Origin of the sequence: Paenibacillus sp. LjRoot56 (assembly GCF_964253335.1) — a bacterium.
Lineage (GTDB): Bacteria > Bacillota > Bacilli > Paenibacillales > NBRC-103111 > Paenibacillus_E > Paenibacillus_E allorhizoplanae.
Window position 1 is genome coordinate 120,425 of sequence record NZ_CAXURV020000004.1, and the last position, 25,803, is coordinate 146,227.

The following is a 25,803-nucleotide window of genomic DNA, read 5'->3' on the forward strand; positions in this document are numbered from 1 at the left end:
TTTCACTGATTTCTTATACTTTTCACATCATTTTAGGACTCACACCTAAATTCTTTGACTGTTTTCCCTTCAAGCTCTTTAAACACTTTACAGAAATAGGAAGCTTCTTGAAAGCCCGTTTTTTCTGCGACTTCATATACCTTCCAGCTAGGATCCTGAAGTAATAATTTAGCCCTTCGAATTCGATAACGATTCAAATATTCTACAAATCTTAACCCTGTCTCACTTTTAAACAAATTGGATACATAATTAGAACTAAGGTGAAGACTTTCAGACAACTTGCTAACGGTGATATCCTCCGCATAGTGCTCCTCAATATACGTAATGGCGGCTTGAATTTCTTTACGAAACGGCGTATTCCCCATTGCTTCATAACTTAATTCTTTTTGCCATGTCTGGAATAATTGCTTCAGTTGCTGTATGGTAGGGAACGCTTCAATTGCACGGTTGATTTGCCGATAGGTTGACTCCGCACTTGCAGAAAACTTACCTCTTCCGATCGCAGCAGCTTTTGTTAATATAGTGGCTTCATGGATGACGACTTTCAATTCCTCTAACGATAGCCTTCTTGTCAAAAGTAAGTCAAAGAAAAGTTCCGTTTGCTTGTCTACAGCTTCGAATTGACCGCTTTGAATGGCAGAAGCGTAAGCTTTCATCGAAACCTCTACCCCTTGAATTTCGCTAGGCTTAGCCCAATAGGAATATACTTGTCCGACACCATCATAGATCGATTGTTCAAGGGCTTTTTCTGCTTGACGATACAACATCCTCCAATCCGGTAATTCATACCCAATAGAACTAATGCCTATAGTCAAAGTACTAGCTTCACCCGTATTTTCCATCAAAACAGCAGCATGCCGCAACAATTCATCTCTACATGTTAGTTCGCTAGTCTCATTGGGAAAATGCCTCATAATCACGGATCGATGATCTGAAATGGGAATATGAATCGGGACTTCCCCTAATTCAGATAGCAAGGCACGCGTGGAATTAGCGTTACACTCACCCTCGAATAGCATAATGGCAATCGGACCGGTAGGAATCGGGAATCGTATCGCTCTTGCTTGATCCTCCATCTCATCAACCGTCTTTAATTCACCGAATATGAGCTTACGTCCTAGTAAATACCACATTTCCTGCAAATTCTCATTTCGGATCGCTGCTTGTCTCTTCAGATGAAGCTCATCTTCAATTTTCGTTTTCATTTGCGCGAGTAATTGCTGCAAGGATTCTGGTTCCAGATCATGCTTAAGCAAATAATCCTCAGCACCCAGCTTTAGAGCCTCCTTCACGTAACGAAAATCATCAAATGAGCTTAGCGCCACAATTTTAATCGAATCATCTTGCTGTTTCACCTTCTGTATCAAATCAATCCCATTCATTTCGGGCATCGAGATATCGGTCAGAATTAAATCAACATGCTGATGCTGCAAGATGTCTAGAGCATGTACACCATTTAAAGCTTCGTTCACGATATGAAAACCATAATCTTCCCAACGAATGATCGATTTAATCGCATAGCGATAGATTGCATTGTCCTCAACGATCATGGCGTTCAGCATACTAAGCCCCCTCCTTAACTTTTATTTTATAAGGAATACGCACATTGGCTTTGGTACCTAATCCTAATTCACTCTCATAGCTAAGCCCATATTGCGGCCCATAGTAGAGCTGAATTCGCTCATGCACGTTAGGAATGCCGATACCTGTAACACCAGGGACCGATTCTTTCTGAGCGCCAACATGCAGGATATTCGCGACTTGCACGGTATCCATGCCTTTCCCATTGTCTTCTACGGTAAGTATTAAATCTCGATTAACCACCTTCGCGCTTAATTGGATTTTGCCTATTCCCTTCGACATCTCAATTCCGTGTAGAATGGCATTCTCGACCAAAGGCTGCAGGATAAAATAAGGGACTTCACAGGCTAACAAGGACTCATTTACCTCATATTCCATTTGAAAAGCATCCCCATAGCCAATTTTCTGGATAAAAACATAGTTCTTTAGCTGCGTTATTTCTTGCTCCAAACTATGAAATTCACCAACACGCCGTACCGAAGACTTCAATAAATCGATAACAGAACTAATCATTCGCTCAATCTCGGGTTGTTCGTTCATACGAGCATACCATTTCACCGTTCCAAGGGTATTATATAGAAAATGAGGATTAATTTGACTTCGTAATACTGTGAATTCCGCTTGCTGCTTTGCGATTTGCTCCTTGTAAACGATATTAATAAGCTCGTTGATCCGAGCTAACATGAAATTAAAACGGAGTGATAAACTACCGATTTCATCTTTACCCAGTGGAACAATGCGCACATCAAAATTCCCATCTTCTACGCGTCGCATCGTCTGCTCTAAAATTTTGATATTTCGTGTAGATGAGTTGGAAAGTATGGCGGCAATGCCAGTCGAGATCAGTACGGCCAACAAAGATACAAGGACAATCACAAATACGATGATTTGCGTTCCCGATAGCAAAACAGACATTGGAATAAAACATAGCACACGCCATCCCAAGGTTGGAGTTCGTTCTTGTACGAATAAATGGCTGTCCGCGCCTGCATATTCCACAGTAGCCATGGCCGCATCGCCTTCACTAAGTACATTCGATATACTATTTCGTATGAGTTTGTCTGTTTCTGGACTTCCGCCACCTACTAACAATTCGTTAAAAGGGTTGAGGATAGCGACATTACTCTGCTTAATAATGGAACTTCCGCTTCCCAAGGAAAGGAAAAAGTTAGCGTCCAGACTATAAATAATCGTACCTAAGCTGCGATCAATCTGGTTCACATCCACGAAATCTCTAATGAGGAATACTTCATTTCGCTCACGTAGAGAAGGCGTCCAACTCATGCTAAGCTGATGGGATTGCAGATACGTCTCCGCACTCATCGTCATCGTCGATACGGCATTATGATTCAGTGTATGATCCAGTCCCTTTTTATTTTCCCACCAATACAATTGCCCTGTGCTCGTTTGGATCATAATGGCATTCAGAAAAGGATTACCATTGCCATATTGCGCAAGTAGAAATTCCATGCGACTTCGGAAGGCTGGATAGCTCTCACTCGTTACTACTTCCCCTTGTTCAGCCACAATTTGCCGAATATTCGTATCACTGAGAAGATAAACGGAGGAGGTGAACGCCTCTTTCGCTTTGTTCTCGATATTGTCCGATACTTGGTGTATCACCTGCATAGATAGATCCTTGGTATTAGCTTCAATAAACTTGGTTGAGGCGTAAATCGCAACCCCGCCAACGGTAGTCGAGATGAATAGAATGAGAATCATATTGGAAAGAAAAAGCTTCGTGCGAATTCGGAAATCCTTGATACGATTGGAAAACGGTTGAAAAGCTCTCATTCATCTAGGCTCCTTACCAACGCTCATTTGGAAGCTCGACGTTGTTGATTAAAAGCTTGATCCAGCTCTTGAATACACCTGTCCACATTGTGTGAGGGATCAATAATGAATTTCGTTATGGCATTAATGAATATCTTTTGCAGATCTTGGTTCACAAAATCAATATAAAGGCTGGACCAATCATACGTTTTACCCCTTTGTATATAAGTGGAATCTAATTCGATATAGGTCGGATCAAAATCTTTCGGTAACCCTTTAATAACAGATAGCGCTTTCTTATTCTTCTGAAAAATGTTGCCCAACTGTTGCGTTGCAAACAGGTCCAAGGCTTGTAAGGCCGCTTCCTTATGTGGTGATTTAGGATTTATGACGATACCGCCTGTCGATTTCAAACCGAATATAGCCTTTTGCGGATCTGCCGAATACGGGAATGCGAATAAACCCAAATTGCTCGCTGGATTTTTGGATTTTACCCCATCAATAGTCCAAGTACCGTTAATGATCATCCCTGCTTTCCCTTCTGCAAGGAGCATTTGCGCCTGATTCCAATCTGTTTCAAATGGTTTATGGTTGACGTATTTCAAACGCTCACTGAAACGCCCCAAAATTTCTTTGAACTGGATTTGATTGTCCTTAAATGTTGTTTTTCCTGCTTCAATATCCGCAATCCACTTGGGATTAACCACATATTGATTCGCTAATAAATCCGCCGCGAGATCCCAACTTATCGTCCAAGCATCCTTATAACCTGCAGCGATCGGGACAATCCCTACCTTTTGCAGAGCTTCACAGGCTTCGATAAATTGTTGCCATGTTTTTGGGGGCTCTTTAATATCAGCCTTGGCAAATGCGTCTTTATTGTAAATCACGCCAACACCATTCACATCAATCGGCAGCGCCCATATGCGCCCATCGGCTGACTTCACGCCATTTAGATAACGTTCATCAATATTAGCTAGACTCGGTTGATTACTTAAATCCATCGCATAGCCTGAACGAATAAAATCAAAAGCCGTATCCAAATTATCGATCATGTACATATCCGGCATATTACCTGAAATCGCCCAAGTACGCAGCAAACTCAAATAGTTGCCTCCATCAACGCCTGTAAGTGCGAATGTGTACGAAGGATGCTGCTTACTGTATAGCTGCGTCCCTATTTCTAGCCACTTTCGTGCCCCCTCCTCATCAAAATGGTGGACCCATGACAATGTTTGTACTTCTGGCTGGCTCCTGGGAACCTTGGTTACGTTCTGTGACTGGCAGGCTGTTAACACCACTAATACCGAAATGCCAAGGGATATGATCCGAGATTTCATCCAACCACTCTTTCTTTTGATAGCGTTTACATAAGTATTCGAACAAAAAGTTCAATTTCTGATCTATAGTTCCACAAATAAGTAAATGGGATCTATTAATATTTCGCATGAAGGCATGAATTTCCTCTATACCACTCTAGTCTCTTACAAAGTATCATCTGTAAAGTGTTTCAGAAAAGCACCAACCCTTTGTACAATCTACATTGGCAACTGGCTGGCGCTATCTTTGCAAATTGAAATGTTACTCGATGCCAGGAAAACGTTCATCCTCTAGAGTCAGTGCCCTTAAGTCGTTGTACCTCCTCTTCAATTCGGTTAACATCAATACGTTGGAACAATACTTCAACTTGGGTTAACTCTCTTGCAGCGGGACATTCAATATATGCCCAAGTGGGAACAGATAAACCTAGAAAAGCTCTAATCTTTGTACAGGAGAAAGGAAGAAAGGGTTCCAATAGATTCGACAAATTCGCAATGATTTGAACACATGTATGAAGCGTATGACTACATGCGTCCACATTTTCTTTGATCTGATTCCAAGGTTTTTCATTATCAAAATATTTATTACAGCTACGAATGAACGCAAACACGCTCTCCAGCGCTTCTTTTAACTTTCCTTTCTCAACAAGGTCACCACATTGAATATACAGCTCTTCCATTTGTACTTTGATATTCGTATCAATGACACTTTGAGGGATTTTTCCTTCGTAAAATTTTTCAATAAATACTAAGCTTCGATTCACAAAATTCCCAAACGCCCCAAGCAATTCCCCATTATGGCTATAAATAAATTCTCTCCAAGAGAAATCCGTATCTCGATTTTCTGGACCATTGGCAATAAGGAAATATCGGATCGAATCCGCCTCATACCTCTCTAATAGAGAGGGAACCCAAACAGCCCAGTTTCGACTTGTTGAGAATTTTCTTCCTTCTAGGGTGAGAAATTCGCTGGATATAATATGATCTGGCAGGTGCAAATTCTTCAAACCAAGCAGAATAGCTGGCCATATAAGTGTATGAAACGGGATATTATCTTTCCCATGAATATAGTAGGCTTTTACACCTCCATTGGACCAAAACTTTTCCCATAATTCCCCATATTGGTTGGCCCACTGCTTACTGGCAGACAGATACCCGCTGACCGCCTCTATCCACACGTAAATTTTTTTCCCAACAAAGCCTTCCAGGGGTACATCTACCCCCCAATCCAAATCCCGAGTAGCAGCTCGATCCTGCAGACCTTCTCTTAAATATCGCCTTGAAAGTCCAATGGCGTTTTCCCTCCACCCATGCGCTTGATCAACAAAGTTTTCTAGATCATTTTGAAACTTCGATAGCGATAGGAAGTAATGATCAGATAACCTTGATGACGGTCTTCCATTACATAACTTACATGTACGATTATGCAGTTCCAACGGATCCAATAATGCGGAACAGGCGTCACATTGATCACCTCTTGCTTCACTGCCACAATGAGGACAGTTCCCTTCAACATAACGGTCTGGCAGAAAACGATCACAATCGTTACAGTACGTTTGTTCCACTGCTTTTTTATATAGAACACCATTATCCAGTAGTTGATTAAAAACCCCTTGCACAACTTCGTGGTGAAACGGATGATCCGTTCGCGTATACAGGTCGTAGGAAAACCCCATTTGATGGAAACAATCCACAAACTCATTATGATATCTGTCTGTAATTACTTTAGGGGAAACCCCCTCTTTGTTCGCTTGAATTGAAATAGGTGTTCCATGACAATCACTTCCTGATACATAAAGTACCTCTTCCCCTTTTACCCGAAAATACCGCGCAATCACGTCACCTGGAAGTAAACTCGCAACCCGTCCTAAGTGAAGTGATCCGTTCGCGTAAGGCCATGCTCCTCCAATAAATATGCTCATCTCAATTTTCCTCCCTAATTTAAAATTTTTGAAAACAAAAAAAGCCCTCGTCCTCAAAAAGGACGAAAGCTGTCGCTCACGTGTTTCCACCTAAATTTACCGATCCCTCACGGAGACTGGCCTCTACAGGTACGTCACCACATGAGGTGATTATACCCTGGCACGTTAACGGGTGCGCCCGGTGCGGTCTACTACCTCTCTGAGAGGATTCGATGCACAGCTCTGAGACCATGTTCGTCAGACGTTTCTTTACTCCTTTTCACCTACCGGAGCTCTCTGTTAAAAGAACGGGGTCCAACTACTCTTTCTCGTCGTTGCCTTATTCATATTCCTTATATAACCAATTATAAATATATATATTCCAAAAAATCAAACTAATTTTCAATTATAAAAAGATTATACTTTTCTAGGAGGGCTATTTGAACCATCCCTTCTCTTTGAAACGCATAATAGCCTCAATTCGGTTACTGACATTGAGCTTATCGAGAATAACGGAAATATAGTTGCGAACAGTACCTCTTGTAATATACATGTGATCAGCGATTTCCTTCGTATTTTTACCATCGGCGATCAAGTTCAACACTTCCTTTTCCCGCTCGGTCAAAGGATTTTCTTCATTATAAGTTTCATCTACCAGCTCTGAGGCATAGATGCGTCTGCCTGCCATCACACTCCGGATCGAGGTAGCCAGTTCCTCGCTTGGGCTATCCTTCAACAAATAACCGTTGGCACCTGCCTTAACAGCTCTTTCAAAATACCCATAACGGGCAAACGTGGTCAATATAATGACTTTGCAACCCAATCCCTTTAGTTCCTCTGCCGCATCTAAGCCGCTCATTATTGGCATCTCGATATCCATGACACAAATATCTGGCTTGTGCAGTTTAACCAGCTTGACAGCATCTTCGCCATTGCTTGCTTTACCAACGACCTGCATATCCTCTTCCAAATCAAGTAAAGATGCAAGTGCGCCGAGCAGCATCCGTTGGTCCTCGGCAATCACAATTCGAATCATATCCGCACCTCCCTTTCTGGTGGTATGATGGCATTCGGCACTTTGATAACAATCGTGGTTCCATGGTCTGAGATGATTTCCATACAACCGTTTACAAACTCAAGTCGCTCTTTCATGCCTCTTAATCCATTTCCAAGCAACACGAGACATTCTTTCGTCATGCCTATGCCATTGTCCTCGACCTTGATAACAAGATCACTTGGTGATGGCTCAATGGAAATCGAACACGTAGTAGCACTGCTATGTTTGATAATATTCGTAACCGATTCCTTCAAACACATGCTCAACACATTTTCATTGATCAGGGACGTGTTGGTTAACTTCGGATCTCCCTCCAGAACCAGGTCGATCTCTGCAGCATTCAAAATCTGTTTGATGCGAAAAATCTCTTCCACTAGTCTCGTTCCGCGCATTTGCGTTACGATTTCTCGGACTTCCTTCAAGGCTATTCTAGCAGTCTGACGAACATCATTGATTTCAATTTGTGCTTGCGCAGGATTTTTGCTAATTAACTTCCCTGCCAAATCACTCTTCAAACCAATTAACGAGAGCTTCTGACCAAGTGTATCGTGTAAGTCGCGGGCAATTCTTTGACGCTCTTCTAACTTTACCAGTTCGGAAATCCGCTTATTGGCATCCTCTAGTTGACCTTGGAGTTGTTCACTCCTATTTCGGTTGAACGTGGTAACTGGAATGAGAATAACAGCAATGACACTAATAATGATAAAAGGCAATTGGTCAAAATACACAGGATTTTGCGATACCAATCCATAGTTAATTGTAACAATCGTTGTTACTAGATGAATGCAGTACAATGTGATAAATCCTGCCTTACTTTTCATGGTGCCAATAAAAAATGCTAAAAAGAGAGAGAAATACACATAGCTGAATACGATAGCCATGATAATCGAAATAATAATTTGTATACTAGTCCAAAAGTACACAATCCATCCTTTAGATACGAAGGACAGCACGTAGCAACTAAAGAAAACCATGATCATGATGGTACCTAACACAATGTGGTAGGTGGTAGAAGAACGAAATATGAAATAAAAAGGGAGGATATAAAAGACAACCCACACATACGGACTAAGACCGGTGTTTTTGTGAAAAATTTGATACCACTTTTGCATAGTCCGTTTAGCCTCTTTTTCTTCAACATAGTTTTAATTATATTCTAGCATAAACATCAATCGATGTATTTACTGCCCTTGAAAGCTTGATTTATGGACTTTTACGTTTATTTTGTTAACCAAAGGATCATGCTCATCTTCCTTAAGGTGCACCTGTTTATTATTTTTATAACCAACAAACGTTTTGTTATGCTCATCCCACAGTTTGAAATTTAGCGACTTCAAACTAGTGCCGATTGTAATGGTCGTTGCTTTTTGAAGTGGAGGTGTTGCATTGTGCGCTTTTTCCAAATTATAATTGGGCACTTTCGGACTCAAATGATGGACATGATGAAACCCAATATTGCCAGTAATCCATTGCAGAAGCTTCGGCAGCTTATAATAGGAGCTTCCTTCTACCGCGGCTTTCACATAACTCCACTCATCTTCCTTCTCGAAGTAGGAGTCTTCAAACTGATGTTGCACATAAAACAGCCAGATTCCCATCAAGCCCGCTACGAACATGATTGGAGCTTGAACCAGAACAAACGACTGCCAGCCAATTATCCAGATCAGTCCTCCATATAAAGCAAGGATGGAAAGATTCGTCATATACGTACTGATTCTTTCCTTGCGTCTAGCACCTTTCGTATTAAAGCGGTTCGTGAATAGGAACAAAAAGATGGGACCAAGTCCGAACATAATGAATGGGTTCCGATATAACCGATATGCGATTCGGACCCATATGGAAGATGCCGCATATTCGTCGACGGTAAGCACCCACATATCACCGATTCCACGTTTCTCGAGGTTACTGCTCGTTGCATGATGGATGGAATGGCTATTTTTCCACTGCTGATAGGGAAAGAGTGTAAGAATTCCCGTAATTGTACCGATGATTTCGTTAGCTCTACGGCTTTTGAAGAACGATTGATGACAACAATCATGGAAAATGATAAAAGTTCGTATAACAAATCCGGATGCGATGATCGTAATCGGTAATGTGATCCAGTAGGATATAGATAGGCTTAGATACGCAGCTACCCATAGTACGATTAAAGGTCCTAAGGTATTGATTAGCTGTTTGATACTGGCCATCGTATTTGATTTTTCATAAGGGGCAACCTGTTTTTTTAAGTTAGTTAGTGTGGATTGTGTCATCGTATAGTTCCTCCTCGATATGGTACGCAGGACTTGTTAGCGAATATCAGTTGTCGTATCCTATCTTCATTATAGATATCGCTTTCAATTCGTTGCAGTCATAAACATCATATAGTCGGTATGATATTTGTCATATAGGAAAGAGAAAACCATTATTAATTTGCTTATCACACTTTTGTGTGCTATGATAGGTCAATAAACGGCTTTGACATAAACTCACATATTGAAAAAGTGATCATTTGTGTAATGGTACCTTTTTCAATGTGTGATTTTTTTTGTTTAAAAAAAGCATGTTAATAACAATTTGGAGGTAATTATATTATGGAAACAGGAACAGTGAAATGGTTTAACGCAGAGAAAGGCTTTGGATTTATTGAAATGGAAGGCGGAAATGACGTATTCGTTCATTTCTCCGCAATTCAAGGAGATGGATTTAAATCATTAGACGAAGGACAACGCGTAGAATTTAATGTAGCTCAAGGCAACCGCGGTCCTCAAGCTGAGAATGTTGTAAAACTGTAATTCACAGTGAACTGTCCTTAACAAGTGTTAAGGGCAGTTTTTTTTAATATAAGGAGGAAAAAATTATGTATTTTCAAAGAAAATCACTAGAAGATCTCGTTCAGGAAAACACGAAAGTCTGGGCATGTAATAACGAAGATTGTAAGGGGTGGATTCGGGACAATTTTTCGTTTGATTACGTTCCAACTTGCCACCAGTGCCTTTCTCCCATGATGAGTAGCTTGAAAATGCTCCCAGTAATTGCTAACTCCAATAAAAATATGAAGTCTCTTCATAAAGGAAGACTAATCTCCTGATCAATTAGACCGGAAACAACAAAAAAGAGAAGATCCAATTGGGCCTTCTCCCTCGCATTAGTCTGTGAACCTATATAGTTGTTCCTTTGTAAATGTCCATTCCGGGGTATTCAACTTTCCCTCAAACGCAGTGGAATACCAAGGATTCCCCTCCCCATTCGCTCCATTCTCCAGTATGTGTATGTCTTGCGCAGGTGTGTAACCCTGAGCTAATAGAAAGAGCTTATCACCGGTTTTGGTGTTCTCTACCATATCCAATACCACAATTGCATGTCCTGGCGTGCCCCCTTCCAGAAACACATCTCCAGCCTGCATCTCTGATAGCGGCACCTGTTTCATTTCCTTCGACAAGGATAACGTTCCTGCGTAAGCAAATACCATGTTCAGATAGCTTCGAAACACCTCGTAGCTGTTGGAAGGTGCTCCCCGTTTGGTCCATGAGACCTTGTTGCCGGAAACTTCAATCCGATTCCCTTTCCTCCATGTTGCATAATCAGCTTTAAAGCCATTTGTAAAATTGAAGTGAATCTTATCATAGTTACCACTGCCATACAGATATTCCGCTCGCAGCCTCATTACGGCATCGGCACACTGCTGCAGATCCCGTTCTCCAACATCTACATCGAGTACAGCTTCGTAGACTTCTTTGGCCTTAAGATCCCCATTGAACAAATGTACCTTGGAGCCATGCGGCTTTAGTGGTAGATTCCGCAAATAATGCCCATATGACCCATCCTCTACGGGAACTCTGTCATAACCTTTCGGAACGGCTATCCGTTCTAGCACTTTTGCTCCCTCAGCATGAATTAACTGTTGTTTGTTGGATTTGGTTCCCAAAACAGCATCGGCGATTTTCGACCGTTCCTCCCCCGCGGCTGAGCAAGAACTAAGTAACAGCGCAGAAAGAGCAGTAACTGTTATCCATTTTTTCATCAACATCTGCAGCTCCGTTCATAGACCTTTGTCTATACTCTCTATCCATTGGAAAATAGTGGCCTCGTTAAATAGACGATCCTCCAAGCGAATAGTTGCTGTCTGAAGACTGATTGACCGAACCGAACCGAATGTATGTCTCTACCGCTTCTATTGCCGTATAACAGGAATATCTGGCGGGAAGCTTTCGCTCCATTCCCCATTCTCGTAACGGAGTTGAATCGTTCCACTTGGAACATTCAGCCTCAAGGAAAATGACGTCCAGCTTGCAGGAAGCTTCGGACAAAACGCGATCTCTTGCCACCCCGGCTTCGCTGGCTTTAGACCTATAATATCCTCGATCAACACAGGAACCGGCCCACTTGCCCATGGATGGCACAAGCTTGTGTTCCATTTCTGGTCTTTCCCCCATGCTTCAAAGCAGGTTGTTGCTCCTTCTTTGATCATATTCCCCCAAGAGTGTTCATCATCAGCTGAGAGCAAGTCATAAATCAACGCATGCTCTCCAACTTCCGCAAGTGCCTTCATGACAAAGTAGGAGAAATAAACTCCACATGCGAAACGCTTGGTACGGATCATGTCAACAATTGAGCTGATTGATTGCTCCGGTGCGATATGGAATAGCAGTGGGAGTACATTGGCATGCAGAGCATGATGCGTACTCTGCTCCGAATCTCTAAATAAGCGGTTTTTCTCATCATAGAAAGCTTCTAAGAAGCTCTTTTTTAATCGCGGCAGCCGATTCTCATAAGCAACCTCGAGTAATTCGCGAATCTCGTTTACAGTACTTACGCAACCAATATATAGCGCATTGATGACATTATGGCAGCCAGGACCCACTGGCCTGCTCAGATCAAAATCATAGTTGTCACGTAAGTTTTGTGGCCAATCGACCAGATTCCATTTGTCCGTAACACCTTCAAGCAACCCATCCTCGCGCTCAAATTGCTCAAAATGTGTAAGTAAACCTTCCGCATACGGGTACATCTCCTGAAGAAATGCCTTATCACCACTATAACGGTAATACTGCATCACTTGCATCGGCCACTGCAAAGAGAAATCAGCAATTTCCTGCATAAAATGCCCTGGTACAACAGCCATTATCCCTTTACACACGAACGAACTACGACCAAATTGTTCAATTGCCTTACGATACAACCGTAAATCCCCACTGAGCAGCATGTGTGAGTGACCAATAATCGTATTGTCACCCAGATATTGCCCCTTCTCTCGGCTCGGACAGTCTACGAAATTTTCTTGGGATCCGTAGCGGACACCATTTTTGCAAATGTCAAAAATTTGATTCATCAATTCATCCGAGCTGTGAAGCACACAGCTGTGCTCATCTAACGGATAATGCCTGACTACGGCGTGAAAGGAATCCGGTTTCAGTGCTTCCTCGGGTCCCTGCACTTCCACATAGCGGAACGCCTTGTAATCATACGTTTCGAAATCGTCTATGTCACCGGATAACGTCCACTGGTCATGATAAAAGCAATTGCAGCGCATTTCGTAGCGAACTGCTTGATCTCCAGGCAACAATTCTTCCCCTGACAAAATATGTACTTGTTCTCCTGCATTTCCATGTGCACTCATGGCGAATTGGCCTGTCAACTCGGTCCCGAAGTCGATCAGATAATGACCAGCTGCGAGCCGTTCGACATGTGAAGGTTGCTTCTTATAGACGTCGAGGAGCGGAGTCGGCTGCTGAACAAATGTATAATCGGTATGCTCGACAGCTTCTGCATGTGCCCAATCTGAATCGTCGTAATCGACTTCTTTCCAGCCCAGCTCCGATTGCCTAGCATCCAAATGCTCTGTGAATTGCGTATCATAACCAAACGTCACTCCGGGCAGATTATCATTAACCCGTTTCGCCTTCCAAGTACGGTCCGTTTTGACCAGCAAATTCTCGCCTGCCCACAATTCTGCAATGAGACCTTGCCGGTTATCTGCGCTATTATAAGCCCGATTTAACAGCCCCTGATAGTAGACGTGAACGGCAATTACATTTTTCCCAACTTTTAAAAAAGAACGTACATCTATTCGATTGTAATAATAATGATTCGCATCACTCTGTGCGGGCCCTTGTGCAACGAACTCACCATTGATAGACAGTTTGTAATAATCATCTGCTGTTAGATGAAGCCAGATCTTGTCATCATCTATCACCTTCTCATCCAATATAAATACATTTCTTACATACCAATGGTGATGCTGTAAATCAGGAAGATAAGGTTCGACTACAACTTCTTCAAGCTCTTTATGGTAAAGATAGGATTTTTCCAAATTCATAAAAGCACGATCTGTCAGCCAATTTGCCTGCCACTCTTGTGTCAACCTGTCCCTCTCCTCTGTATGTGCGTAGTAGCATTAGAATAAAATCACAACTCCACTATTCGTGAGAACATAGGATGATTCCTTTTCTTAAATGAGAAAAGCCCGATTTCTCAGGCGCTTTGTAAACTTACAGCTGCACATTCTCAATTAAAAATGGATTGTCCCTGACGATTTTTCTTACTTTCTTCATTGTATCCGGGTATTTGGGCACACCAGCAATTCGATCGAGCAGCAGCCATCTTAGGCAAGCCATCGCTTCAAAGATCTCCAACTCATCCGCAGCTACAGGAATTTCCTCTTGATATTTGCACAAAAATGTAAGGTATTTGCTGTCGCTCACATAGATACGTAGAAGCAGACAAGCCCATGACAGATCATACCTAGGATCTCCTAGTTGCCCGTTCGTCCAGTCGATCACCGTGTATTCTCCATCGTCTTCTAGGATATTGCCTAGATTGAAATCTCCGTGTATGATCCGGTCCATTTTCATATCCGCTGCATTGACGAGATGGATCAGATTCTCCTTCATTGCCGGAAACGCTTCAATACCTGGGAAAAAATAGGAAATAAAGTCATACTTAGCTACTTCTGTCCCCACCAAACCATCTGGAGACAAGCGATGAATGTCGGCTAGAACAGACGAAATCTTTTTGAAAATGCTCGGACTCACCTTTGTAACTGGAGTTCCGTGATATCGGGTTAGCAATACCGCGTCTCCAGCTTCGGTTTTTCCAAAACCGATCGGTTCGGATACGCGGATTTTCTGACGTTGAAGTGCTTCCAATAGGCGATATTGACGTAGGACGTCAGGTTTTGAATGTTTGTTCCACACCTTCAGTACAAATTGATTCTCGCCAAGTGTGATCTTCACCACTTCCGCCTCAAGCCCTGGTGAAAGTGGACTAAACGTCAGTTCGGCCCCAGAAGTAATCAAGTTGATCAGAATTGGGTTTCTTTCATACCACTCTATACCGTTAAATACAGCAATCATTGCATGTCTTGCTACCTTATCTTCACCTTGTTTCATATTTCACCTCTGGTGATTTAACTTCTTCCAGAGAATTCAACATATTGCTGCGTAATCCTGCCTGTGTCAGGGGCCTTCAACATTTCAATTAATTCTAGAGTTGAAAATCACAATAAAGACATGAAAGTAGATACATCAGTTAAAAAAGCTAAAGCCTGAATAGATTGGCTGCCTCCTTGGATTCTTCCTTGTTCACTGGCGTCGACAGATTTGGAGAGCATCCCATTGAAGGAAGGCCCAAAGATCGAATCACCAAAACCAAATATAAATATCCCAGCAATTAATAGAGGATAGAATGTGAACAAAGATGATAGCGCAATAAGACTGTAGCCTACAATCTCCGAAACCATACCAAGAATGGCAATCTGTTTATCTCTAAGTTTTATCAATAACTTTGGCATGATGAAACTTTGGGAAATGATGTCTTGAATACCCATAATTGAAAACATAAGTCCGATTAGTGCCGGCTTCCAACTGAACGTATCCACAGTAAATTGTGAAAATACAGCCTGTAAAGATCCGTTGGGTATCCAAAGTAAGAACGCTGAGACAAGCAGCCTGTTTAAGTTTTTCGTGGAAAGTAGGGTTGCAAGTTGGGTAAATGGATTCAATCTTAGAAAGGTAATCTCTTTCAGTCTATTATTCTTGACAAGGCTCTCAGGCATAAAAAAGAATCCATAAACAACATTCAATAACGTTATGAGTGCTCCAACATACATAGGTACTGCATAATCAAATTTGGCAAGAAATGATAAACGCAAAAAAGAGCTTACCGCGAAGCAAGCCCTTCAGCTATCGATCACCTATTCCTTCACTGCTCCCAACATGATGCCGGATACAAAATATTTTTGCAAAAATGGATACACGATTAGCATCGGCACCATGGCTATAAAAACTTTGGCGGCATTGAGCGTCCTGTTGGATAACTCTGACAGCTTTTTATATTGTTCAGGCGTGAGGTTTGTACCGACCGGGATGTTAACAACCAACTGCTGGATATAGGTTTGCAGCGGATATTTATCGGAAGTGTTCATCAGCACCAGACCGTTAAAGAACTCGTTCCAGTGATATACACTGATAAACAACGCTACTGCCGCTAATACAGGTATGGAGCAAGGAATATAGATCCGAAACAGAGTTGCCCAAGGACCAGCACCGTCTACAATTGCCGCTTCACTGAGATCTTTAGGGAGATTTCGAAAAAAGTTCATGATCAAAATAACATTAAAGATCGGGACTCCACCGCCAAGCACCAGCGCCCAGATCGAGTTGATCAAACCATAATGTTGGATCGTGAGATACCATGGAATCAGTCCGCCATTGAAAACCATGCAAAAAACTAGTATCCACATGAACGTATTGCGCGCTGTAAAATCTTTCTTAGGTCTCGCCAGCGGGTAAGCCATTAAAACACTTACAAACATAGAAAACGCGGTACCTAGCACGGTTCGTTGAATCGAAATCCAGAATGAATTCAAGAATAGATTATCGTTTATGATCTCTTTGTATGAGGCTAATGAAAAACCAATCGGATAGAGAGTAACCAACCCTGCGTTTGCAGCTGATTTATCAGAGATCGACACACAGAAGGTATACCATAACGGATATATGCAGCTAATCAGCAACAAGCCAAGGAGAATCACATTGACAATTTCGAAAGTACGTGATCCTAAAGTCGTATTTCTTACCATTGCAACGCCCCCTTCTAGAACACCGTATAATCGGCATATCTGTATGCCAGACGGTAGGATATGACAATGAGCACGAAGCTGATGACAGACTTGAACAACCCTGCCGTTGTCGCTAGTGAGAATTGCAGATTCTGCAAGCCCAGTCGGTACACCCAGGTGTCTAAAATATCACCAGTTGAGTATACAAGCGGATTATAGAGATTGTATACCTGATCGAAGCCAGCATTGAGCACGTTACCAAGGCTTAGAACTCCCAGCAGCACGACCGTTGTCGTTAGCGCTGGAAGTGTAATATTCCTAATCATTTGCCAACGGTTGGCTCCATCGATTGCCGCTGCTTCATACAGATTCATATTGACACCTGTCAGTGCTGCGAGATAAATAATGGCATTGTACCCAAACTCTTTCCACACATCGGTGCCGATAACCAACTGACGAAATATACTTGCATCCGCCATAAAAAGCTTGGGATCACCTCCGAACATTTCAATGACAGTATTAACAACGCCGTAATAGCCAAAAATCCCAATAACAATCGTAGCCATGATGACCCAAGATAAAAAGTGCGGTAAATAAACCACCGTCTGAACAAACTTTTTATAGCGTAAATTGGTAAGCTCATTCAACAAAATCGCAAATATCAATGGGATTAGCAAATTGAATACAATTTTGCCCACAGCGATAATAATTGTGTTCGTGATGACCGATTTGCTATCATTCAGTTGAAACATGTATTTGAAATTTTCCAACCCTACCCACTCGGAACCGAAAATGCCCATTCCAGGATTATAATTCTGAAATGCCATCACGATACCGAACATCGGCACAATACTAAACAGAATAAGCCAAATCATGCCTGGAAGCAGCATCAAATAATAATGCTTCTGAAAACCCATTTTCCTCATCATGGTTGTCCCCCAATCTCAGTTGGCATTTTGAAAATTTGCAAAAGGCGTTGAGTCCACCAACGCCTTTTGCAAGTTTGTAAACGTTATTTTTTTAGAAGTTCAGCTACTTCTGCTGTGATCTGATCCCCACCTTGAGCCTTCCAATCTTTAACAAACTTATCAAAAGAATCGATTGGCGCTTGGCCTAGGATGATTTTTAGTACTGTCTCATCCTCCATCTTTTTCAAATTTGCCCATTTAGTCTCCATTGTAGCTGTTTGGTTATAAGTTACGCTGAATACTTTCTTATTGATCGGTATCGTTGAAAATGAACGGTCGCCAATCATGAGCGAATATAGACGCTGGAAATCACCGAAATTTGTTTTGTCGAAGTTGCTGACATTTAGGTTATCGTATGGCGGTTTAATGACGTTTTGTACTTTCTTCGCATCCGCATACATCAATTTATACAAGCTATTAGGCACATTGTAATCTTCCGGTTTCTTCTGTCCGTTCAGTACTTTGAGAAGTTCGGTATACTCATACTCAGTCTCATTAGCAGCCGCCATTACGTTACGCAGCGGATACCAAGCCACATTGACGGATAAATTGAACGTAGCCTCATCGCGCACAAGTGCATTATTCATAATGAGAATAGCTTTGACGACATCAGGCTTCGCATTTTTACTAATAAGCGTATACGTACTGCCTGTTGTCTTCATATGGGTGTTCCATTTGCCATCATCCGTATATACGGGATAGGCTTGCCAGTTGGCATTCGGATCGTTTTTGAAAGAATCGCCGTTTCCATATCCGCCATTCCACCAAGGCCCAAAGAAAATACCCGCTTTGTTGGCGTTGATCGGATCTCCGACATTATCACGTGTACCAACCTCAGGATCAATGAGTCCCTTCTTGTACCAATCAGCCAGTAAAGCAAGTGTCTTCTTCGTATTGTCCGTTGTCGTTCCGTAGGTGACCGAGCCGTTTCCGTTGTCCAGCCAGTAGCCTGGATACGCATCTAAAGCGCCGAATAACGGATCGAATCCACCCATGTTGTTAGAAGAAACGAGGAACGTTGCGTAAGGGAACGTATTCTTTGACGGGCCAGCAATGCCGATTGTTTTATCCCCGCCTAACTTGTTATCGATGAACGCTTTAGCTGTCTTCTCGATTTCTCCAACTGTCTTTGGCACCGGCATATTCAGCTTATCGAGCCAGTCCTTGCGAACCCACATGATGTGAACCCCATCGGTATCCACTGTGATATTGGGGAGTGATGTCATTTTGCCTTTGAAGCTTGCGTTTTCCAACGCACGTCCTTGTGTACTGGCCATAATTTCCTTTACTTGCGAAGAAGCATACTGGTTGAACGAATCTGTGATATCGTACAGTAATCCCGAACTAGCAGCTTTCGTCATAAACGATCGGTCATCAACGACCATGCCATCTGGAAGTTTGCCCGATGCGATGGATAGGCTAACTTTCTGCTTATAGTCATTACCAGTTGCTGCTGTCCAATCAACAATAATGTTGATATTGTACTTCTCCTTCAGATAGCGGGTATATTGGTTATTACCTACACTGTCACCTTGCGGCAACGTTTTGTCTGTCGGATCCACAACCATGCCGATATGAACGTCGACGGGAGACGAAAATCTGGCAAATGCTACATCATCCCCAGTTGTTTGTGTGGAACTTGTCGTTGAAGGCGCTTTCACTTCAGGAGTTGAGGAAGCTTTCACATCTGATTTTGATGGGGTAGTCGTCTCCTTTGTATCATTTGGTGACGTACACGCTGCCATGCTCGAAACAAGAAATGTCGTCAGGAGTACGCTTACAAGTTTTCTTTTCAACTTAATCCCTCCCTTGTATCCTTTCACCCTTATTATACATGCAAGGTTTAGATAAAAAGTCAGATGGATGTTTCGAGTTTAGAAGGAACTCATGGATTCAGGGGGGGTATTTGTTCGATTTTCAGTGATCAAATCTCCCTATGGAATGGAATTGTGCCCGAAATTCCGATGGAAGCAACCGCGTCTGCTCGTAAAAAATCTGTGAAAAATACTTAGAGTCGCCATAACCGACAGCATTGGCAATCCATGTCACTGGCCGATTTGTTTCGCATAAGAGCCGCTCAGCTGCACGGATTCGCTCTTGCCGGAGAAAGTCGTTAAACGTTGATCCTGTTAACTTTTTAAAACATTGGCAAAAATAACTGCGACTCATATTCACATGTTCAGCAACATCTTCTGCATGCAGCGTTTCGGCCGTATGCTGGTGAATGAAAACAACCGCCTTGAGCATGCAAATCATCGTTTTCGTTAAATCTGTTGACTTTGTTACCTGCGAATAAATTAAAATTCGATAGCGGCGAATCCATTCCACCGCTGACCGGATGTCATCGATTTCAGACCAGAACCCTGTATCTAGCTGAGCGGCGATCTCGACTTGAGAGATCACACGCATGAATAACCCCTCTAGACGGCGAACTGAACGATTCGACTCTATCGTTTGTGTACATAACGATTGGAAAACAGCATCATTATATAACCAGTAAAGCGAGCGCCAATCCTGTTCGAGTTTGTGCCATTGCTCATCATTTTGGAAACTGTTTTCTTCTTCAATCATATCATTTTGAACAAATACCGTTGTCGTGGATTCGGTTTTGGCTAGGTGCTGAGGAAATTCGTCAGCCAGTTTATACCGAATTCGATTGAGAATTTGCTCGTCATCTTCTAACTCTAAACGAACTTTCGAAATATAATCGAGAACGCCTAAACGGTAAGCTGCTTGCACAGTTTCAAAATCTTCATGAAAAGTAAGCATCACGGAACGCAAACTCGGGTGCTTGATTCGTGCAGCTTGTATCAGTTCTATTCCAGACATCACAGGCATAGAAATATCGACAAACATGAGATCCACGGCATGTTGATCCAGAAATTCCAAAGCTTTAGCCCCATTAGCGGCTTCTCCTGCTACCTGCATACCATGTTCAGACCATGGCATGATTGATATCAGTCCTTTTCGTGCGAGTTTATCATCATCGACAATTAAAACACGGATCATATCTGTTTCTCCTTTCAATAGGGGAGATACATGATAACGGTTGTACCCTGATTCGGAGTACTGTCAATTTGCAGACGGGCTTTATCACCATAAAATGATTCCAACATAGACCGCACATATCGTAGACCGATCCCCCTGCCTACCTGCTGTTGATCAGGTGATTCTCGCTGTAGCAGTGCAAGCGTCTCCTCGCTAAGTCCTTTGCCATCATCGCGAATTATGATTTGTATGACACCAGCTATTTCGTCTGGTGAAATGCGTACCTCTAGCTTGCCGTGTTCATCAAGGCCATGACAAACCGCATTCTCTACAACAGGTTGAAGGATAAATCTGGCGACAGGACTGTCGAGATAGTCTCCCTCAGGAATTTCCAAATTCACTTGAAAATCATAACGCTTCTGCTGCAGATCAAGGTAAGCGCGCATGACCTTGGTTTCTGTTCGGAGCGTTGCCGTTTCTTGTGTTTTCCCTAAGTTGTAACTTAGCAAAAAAATCAACGTGGATACAAACTTGTCGATTTCAGGCTGACGATGCATGACGGCCAGCCAACGTACAGAATTAAGCGTATTCATTAAAAAATGCGGGTTTATCTGATAAGCGAGCTTTTCTATTTCCAACTGATGGCGTCGTTTCTCCTTGTGTTCCACATCGATAATCAATTGCTGAATTTGTTGCTTCATGTTATTAAACTGATCAAATAGCTTGTCAAATTCGGAAATGCCCGTTCGATATTGCATCGCGCCCATGTGCCCTCTTCCGAGTGCCACCATCTCCGATTCGAATACGCGTAAAGGTCTGTTAATCAGTCGCAGTAGCAGCAAAGCGATCGATAAAAGAATGATAAGAGCGATTCCCAATATTAACAACATATGATTTTTCCAAGTGTAAAATTCGTGGTTGTAGCTCTCTACAGGTAGCATAAGTGCGATATGATAACCGTAATCGCTAACTAACTGATCCCATATGTATCCTTCGGTCATGCCTGAGCTTCCACCCAGAATTAAGTTCTGGCCGACTGAGAACACACTTGGATTGCTGCTGTATGTAACCTTTTCCTCTTGATCGCTCAACACTAATACATACGGTAAATTGAGACTGGATGAAAGTTTACTAATGTCCGTTGCGAGATCGGACTTGGCCTCGACATAGATCACTTGCTTCGTTCCGTCGGAAAAAGTGATTTCTCGCGTCACAGAAACGACCTGATCATCACTGAACCTGCAAAGTGACAAATGTGGCGATTGATAGTTGATGCTCTCGTTGCCAGCCACATTAGGCAAAGATTGCAAAGTAAAATCTTCACGCAATGGCAGATTTGAATAAAGTGGGTGCTTCTCCTCGGAGTTATAATACATCACCAGCTCCATAGCCGGGTTGGAGAATGAGATCAGTCCGATATTATTTGAAACGCTTAGCGAAAGTTGAAGTCGATTATAGAGATCGTCTGTGGAAAAATAGGTATCCATGAGGTTGCCGACATTGCCTTGAGGAGTCATTTGTTGTGTTACCTGGAGCAGATTATAATAAACTTGCGTGAGCTTCATCGATTGCTGGTACAAATCGAAGGCCATGTTTGTTTTAATTTTGTTTTGCTGCATCGTGTCAATCGCATTATACGAGACAGCTGCCATTAAAATGGAACACCCTAAGAAGCTCGATATCAGCGTTACGACAATGCGTTTCCTAAGCGAAGTGCTGCGCACGTTCACCACCCCATAGTTGAAATACCTTTAGTAAGTTACATCACCAAATACTTCCTTGTGATTCATCGTTATGATTATTCGATACGGATTGTATATCTCCTTCTATGATTAAACATGAACTTCAATTAATGGCATTAATTATTAGTGATGTGAAATAAATTTGTAAATTATGCGGGCAAACAAAAAAACGATGCCTCCCAAAGGGGCAACGTTTTTGTATCACCTATACTATTTCAATATACCCTTCTGTGCCATTTACGCGAATTCGTTGCCCATCTTTAATCAGTTTGGTCGCATTTTCTACCCCGACAACGGCCGGTAAACCATATTCTCGTGCGATAACGGCTCCATGGGTCATCAGTCCACCAACTTCAGTGACGAGTCCTTTAATGGATACAAACAAGGGGGTCCAACCTGGGTCGGTAAAGGCCGTGACTAATATGTCCCCATCTTCTAGATTTGCATCTTCCATGTTTAAAATGACACGTGCACGTCCTTCTATTACTCCTGAAGAAACAGGTAGGCCTACAATAGCTTCGGCTGGGAGATTTCCGCGGTTGTAAGTACCTGAAATGATCTCACCATCAGACGTGATTACACGCGGTGGCGTTAGTTTTTCAAAAAATTTGTAATCATCCTTTCGCTTGCTGATGATTTGATAATCCAGTTTGTTTGTGCGTACGACTTCGTGAAGCTCTTCAAAAGAGAGATAGAATATATCTTCTTTTTCACGAATGACACACGCTTGTACGAGCTGTTCGGCTTCTTTCAGTAACGCCTGCTTATACACGAAATATCGGCTAACCCAACCGTATTTGGGATATTCACGATAACCGATGAAATTCCGAATTCGGCGGATCATTCGTTTTGTTTCTTCAGCTTTTTGTTCACCATCTGGCAATTGGCTTAATCGAGCTAGTAACTCTTGTTCTTTTTCCAAAGCTTCCTGGCGCCCTTGCTCAAATTTTCGATGACCTTCGTTAGGCTCAAAGGCTTTGATGTTACCCAGAATCATGGGAACCAGTGTAATTGGTTTTTCACTCCAGCGTGTTTTAGAAATATCGATTTCTCCGGCGCATCGCATTCCGTATTTATGGAGATACGCATAGATTGCGTCATAAGCTTCCTGTCCACCCTCGAACTTAACCAGTTCATCCAAAAAGTTATCATCTTTTACTTGCTGTAAATAATCAATGACATTCGGATAAGGGCGAATCCTATCTGCGACATCCATTAATGCCAGACCCATTTCTGAAGTAATATTGTAGGGTACAGATTGAGAAAGCGTATCTACTGCGTTTTTTTCACCTAACCACTCGTTCATTTTTTCATTGATCCATAATGAAGCATTTATCGCAGTCATAAACACAGCCGTACTTATTGGGTCAAATAAGATCTTCCTTAATTGCTGGATATCTTCTAGAATAAAATCTAATAAATCCGATCCTGATTTCGTCTGGATCTTTTGTTTTAACTCTTCTACCGATGCGCGATTACTCGCAATCAAATCTGAAACGATGTTCGGATTGTTTTCAATTTCTTCCAGCATATCTGTTTGACTTCTGCCTGGCATCGGAGCTGTTTGATCATCTGGTAACAATTTTATTAAATCTCGCTCTATGATGGTCATGAGTGCACTTTTTATGAGCGGATCGGATCCGATGGCAGTTAATAAAGCTTCCCGGCCAACAGGTGTAGCCAGCCTAGGTGCAACATCAATAAACAACCTCCCTGCGGCTTTACGCATAGGTGCAGGAGTAATTAACAGGTAAAACGACAACCCCAATGGTTTGATGGGATCTGTCATCATTTGTTGATGACCAACAGATAGATAGACGTGATTTTCTTGATCATTGGCTTCAGGGATTGGGTATAACGTAGTGATCGGTCGACTTTGGACAATATAAAATGTATCATCAGCCAAACACCATTCGATATCTTGTGGGCTGCCAAAATAAGATTCGATTTGTCTTCCGATAAGAGCTAATTGTAAAATTTGTTGATCCGTAAGTGTTTGAGACAATTGCTGATCAGGGTCGAGCTGCTTGCTCTCTGTTCCACCTTCTTTTCGTCCATAGATAGCCAATTTTTTGGATGCTATCCTTTTATTGACGATATCGTCTCCCTGTACGGTATAACTATCGGCAGAGACCAACCCAGAGACCAACGCCTCTCCCAGACCATAACTGGCATCGATGGATAGCAACTTTCGGTTGGACGTTATTGGATCCGCGGTAAACAATATTCCTGAAGCCTGCGGGAAAACCATTCTTTGAACGATCACTGCTAAATATACTTGACTGTGGTCGAATCCATTTTGCATCCGATAAATGACCGCACGATCCGTAAATAAAGAAGCCCAACATAGGCTAATATGCTGTATGATGGCATCGATGCCGATGATATTTAGATAGGTGTCTTGTTGACCAGCAAAAGAGGCATGTGGTAAATCTTCTGCGGTCGCACTAGAACGTATGGCATACGCATGTTCATCCCCAAACTGGGAGAGATAGTGAGAAACTGCTTTGACAACATCAGAAGGAATTTCTGTGTCCATAATGATCTGTCGAATCTGTTTACTGATTTCACCAATTTGATCTCGATCATCTACTTTTAGCATGGTTAGTCGATCCAACAAAGTATGATAGGATTCGTTTTGACCGATTGCTCTTTGATACCCTACTGTTGTGACTGCGAATCCTTCTGGGACTTGGAGACCTTCAATTCTTGATAGTTCCCCTAAATTCAACCCTTTTCCACCAACGAGCAGTAGCTGCGCTTTATCCATTTCCTGAAACCCGAGAACCAAAGAACTCATTTAAGATCTCTCCTAACCATTTAGGTGATAAAAAACATTTGACAAGTGAATTACCGACATGCTACAATTACAGTATAAGATGTAGTAACTATGTTTATGAGAATTATGAAAGTCGTAATGCGATTATATCATCGTGTTTGTTTATATGCAATATGTAAGAACCTGAGTAATCTACTCAGGTTCTTTTTTGGGGTTCCCTATGATTGTCCCGAGCACACCTTCCTGACATTTGCATCATCTCACTTCCGAAACTAGGCATGCATAGAATATTGCTAGGAGGCGAAATGAATGCCGAACTATCGAATTATCGTCGATTTATCCGACCGTAATCTATATTTACTTGATGGAAATATCGTTACCCGGTCATTCCCGGTCGGAATCGGCAAAATGGTTACGAAGACACCAAAAGGCGAATATCAGATCATAAATAAACAGGCTAACCCCGGAGGTCCATTCGGAGCCTTCTGGTTGGGCCTATCTAAACCCCATTATGGCATTCACGGAACAAATGACCCTTCTTCGATCGGTAGGGAAGTTAGTCACGGTTGTATTCGCATGTACAACGAGGATGTACTGCAACTCTCACAGCTCGTTCCCATTCATACTCGGGTTACGATTCGGCCATAATCTTATA

At 42.2% G+C, this 25,803-nt stretch carries 19 protein-coding genes and 1 pseudogene; 3 read left to right on the top strand and 17 right to left on the bottom strand.

Annotation, left to right across the window (positions count from 1 at the left end; genetic code table 11):
• Nucleotides 1–32: 32 nt before the first annotated feature.
• From ACSQ8O_RS26235 to ACSQ8O_RS26265, 7 genes are all read right to left on the bottom strand, one after another.
• Entirely contained in the window at nt 33–1,562 is a 1,530-nt protein-coding gene (locus tag ACSQ8O_RS26235) for a response regulator (protein ID WP_436244058.1), read from the bottom strand.
• Between the two features lies 1 nt (nt 1,563).
• The gene (locus tag ACSQ8O_RS26240; RefSeq protein ID WP_436244059.1) at nt 1,564–3,375 is read right to left on the bottom strand and encodes a sensor histidine kinase; all 1,812 of its coding nucleotides are present in this window, start codon (nt 3,373–3,375) and stop codon (nt 1,564–1,566) included.
• 23 nt (nt 3,376–3,398) lie between these two features.
• Nucleotides 3,399–4,694: an ABC transporter substrate-binding protein gene (locus ACSQ8O_RS26245; protein ID WP_436244060.1), complete on the bottom strand. Its 1,296-nt coding sequence runs from the start codon at nt 4,692–4,694 to the stop codon at nt 3,399–3,401.
• A gap of 263 nt (nt 4,695–4,957) precedes the next feature.
• The gene (metG, locus tag ACSQ8O_RS26250) at nt 4,958–6,595 is read right to left on the bottom strand and encodes a methionine--tRNA ligase (protein ID WP_436244061.1); all 1,638 of its coding nucleotides are present in this window, start codon (nt 6,593–6,595) and stop codon (nt 4,958–4,960) included.
• 415 nt (nt 6,596–7,010) lie between these two features.
• Complete coding sequence (locus ACSQ8O_RS26255; RefSeq protein WP_436244062.1) at nt 7,011–7,610, bottom strand: response regulator; 600 nt, start codon at nt 7,608–7,610, stop codon at nt 7,011–7,013.
• On the bottom strand, nt 7,607–8,743 hold the full coding sequence (locus tag ACSQ8O_RS26260; RefSeq protein WP_436244063.1) for a sensor histidine kinase: 1,137 nt from the start codon (nt 8,741–8,743) through the stop codon (nt 7,607–7,609). The genes ACSQ8O_RS26255 and ACSQ8O_RS26260 overlap by 4 nt, the downstream gene beginning before the upstream one ends.
• A gap of 69 nt (nt 8,744–8,812) precedes the next feature.
• Entirely contained in the window at nt 8,813–9,883 is a 1,071-nt protein-coding gene (locus tag ACSQ8O_RS26265) for a fatty acid desaturase (protein WP_436244064.1), read from the bottom strand.
• A gap of 321 nt (nt 9,884–10,204) precedes the next feature.
• Here ACSQ8O_RS26265 and ACSQ8O_RS26270 point away from each other — a divergent pair, with 321 nt between their 5' ends.
• The gene (locus ACSQ8O_RS26270) at nt 10,205–10,405 is read left to right on the top strand and encodes a cold-shock protein (RefSeq protein WP_056625586.1); all 201 of its coding nucleotides are present in this window, start codon (nt 10,205–10,207) and stop codon (nt 10,403–10,405) included.
• 65 nt (nt 10,406–10,470) lie between these two features.
• Nucleotides 10,471–10,701 (top strand): cold-shock protein, encoded by a 231-nt coding sequence (locus ACSQ8O_RS26275; protein WP_436244065.1) that lies wholly within the window; start codon nt 10,471–10,473, stop codon nt 10,699–10,701.
• Nucleotides 10,702–10,758: 57 nt separating this feature from the next.
• Here the strand turns inward: ACSQ8O_RS26275 and ACSQ8O_RS26280 are convergent, their stop codons facing one another.
• The 10 genes and pseudogenes from ACSQ8O_RS26280 to ppsA all read right to left on the bottom strand — a co-directional run bounded on the left by ACSQ8O_RS26280 (nt 10,759) and on the right by ppsA (nt 25,169).
• A complete protein-coding gene (locus ACSQ8O_RS26280) occupies nt 10,759–11,634 on the bottom strand; it encodes a DUF4846 domain-containing protein (protein WP_436244066.1) in 876 nt (291 codons plus the stop codon).
• A 150-nt stretch (nt 11,635–11,784) separates the two neighbouring features.
• Entirely contained in the window at nt 11,785–13,974 is a 2,190-nt protein-coding gene (locus ACSQ8O_RS26285; RefSeq protein ID WP_436244067.1) for a family 78 glycoside hydrolase catalytic domain, read from the bottom strand.
• 127 nt (nt 13,975–14,101) lie between these two features.
• Nucleotides 14,102–15,001 carry a phosphotransferase family protein gene (locus ACSQ8O_RS26290; protein ID WP_436244068.1) on the bottom strand — a complete coding sequence of 300 codons (900 nt, stop codon included), beginning with the start codon at nt 14,999–15,001 and terminating at the stop codon, nt 14,102–14,104.
• Nucleotides 15,002–15,147: 146 nt separating this feature from the next.
• Nucleotides 15,148–15,750, bottom strand: a pseudogene (locus tag ACSQ8O_RS26295) (MFS transporter); the annotation flags it as partial.
• 54 nt (nt 15,751–15,804) lie between these two features.
• Nucleotides 15,805–16,692 carry a carbohydrate ABC transporter permease gene (locus tag ACSQ8O_RS26300; RefSeq protein ID WP_056621797.1) on the bottom strand — a complete coding sequence of 296 codons (888 nt, stop codon included), beginning with the start codon at nt 16,690–16,692 and terminating at the stop codon, nt 15,805–15,807.
• A 14-nt stretch (nt 16,693–16,706) separates the two neighbouring features.
• Nucleotides 16,707–17,597: an ABC transporter permease gene (locus ACSQ8O_RS26305; RefSeq protein ID WP_436244950.1), complete on the bottom strand. Its 891-nt coding sequence runs from the start codon at nt 17,595–17,597 to the stop codon at nt 16,707–16,709.
• An 86-nt stretch (nt 17,598–17,683) separates the two neighbouring features.
• A complete protein-coding gene (locus ACSQ8O_RS26310) occupies nt 17,684–19,435 on the bottom strand; it encodes an extracellular solute-binding protein (protein ID WP_436244069.1) in 1,752 nt (583 codons plus the stop codon).
• A 121-nt stretch (nt 19,436–19,556) separates the two neighbouring features.
• Nucleotides 19,557–20,648, bottom strand: a complete 1,092-nt coding sequence (locus ACSQ8O_RS26315; protein ID WP_436244070.1) for a response regulator transcription factor — start codon at nt 20,646–20,648, stop codon at nt 19,557–19,559.
• Nucleotides 20,649–20,662: 14 nt separating this feature from the next.
• Nucleotides 20,663–22,279 carry a sensor histidine kinase gene (locus ACSQ8O_RS26320; protein WP_436244071.1) on the bottom strand — a complete coding sequence of 539 codons (1,617 nt, stop codon included), beginning with the start codon at nt 22,277–22,279 and terminating at the stop codon, nt 20,663–20,665.
• Between the two features lie 295 nt (nt 22,280–22,574).
• Nucleotides 22,575–25,169, bottom strand: coding sequence for a phosphoenolpyruvate synthase (gene ppsA, locus ACSQ8O_RS26325; RefSeq protein ID WP_436244072.1), 2,595 nt, complete (start codon nt 25,167–25,169; stop codon nt 22,575–22,577).
• A gap of 288 nt (nt 25,170–25,457) precedes the next feature.
• Between ppsA and ACSQ8O_RS26330 the strand changes: the two genes are divergently transcribed.
• Nucleotides 25,458–25,796, top strand: coding sequence for a L,D-transpeptidase (locus ACSQ8O_RS26330; RefSeq protein ID WP_236292413.1), 339 nt, complete (start codon nt 25,458–25,460; stop codon nt 25,794–25,796).
• Nucleotides 25,797–25,803 lie beyond the last annotated feature (7 nt).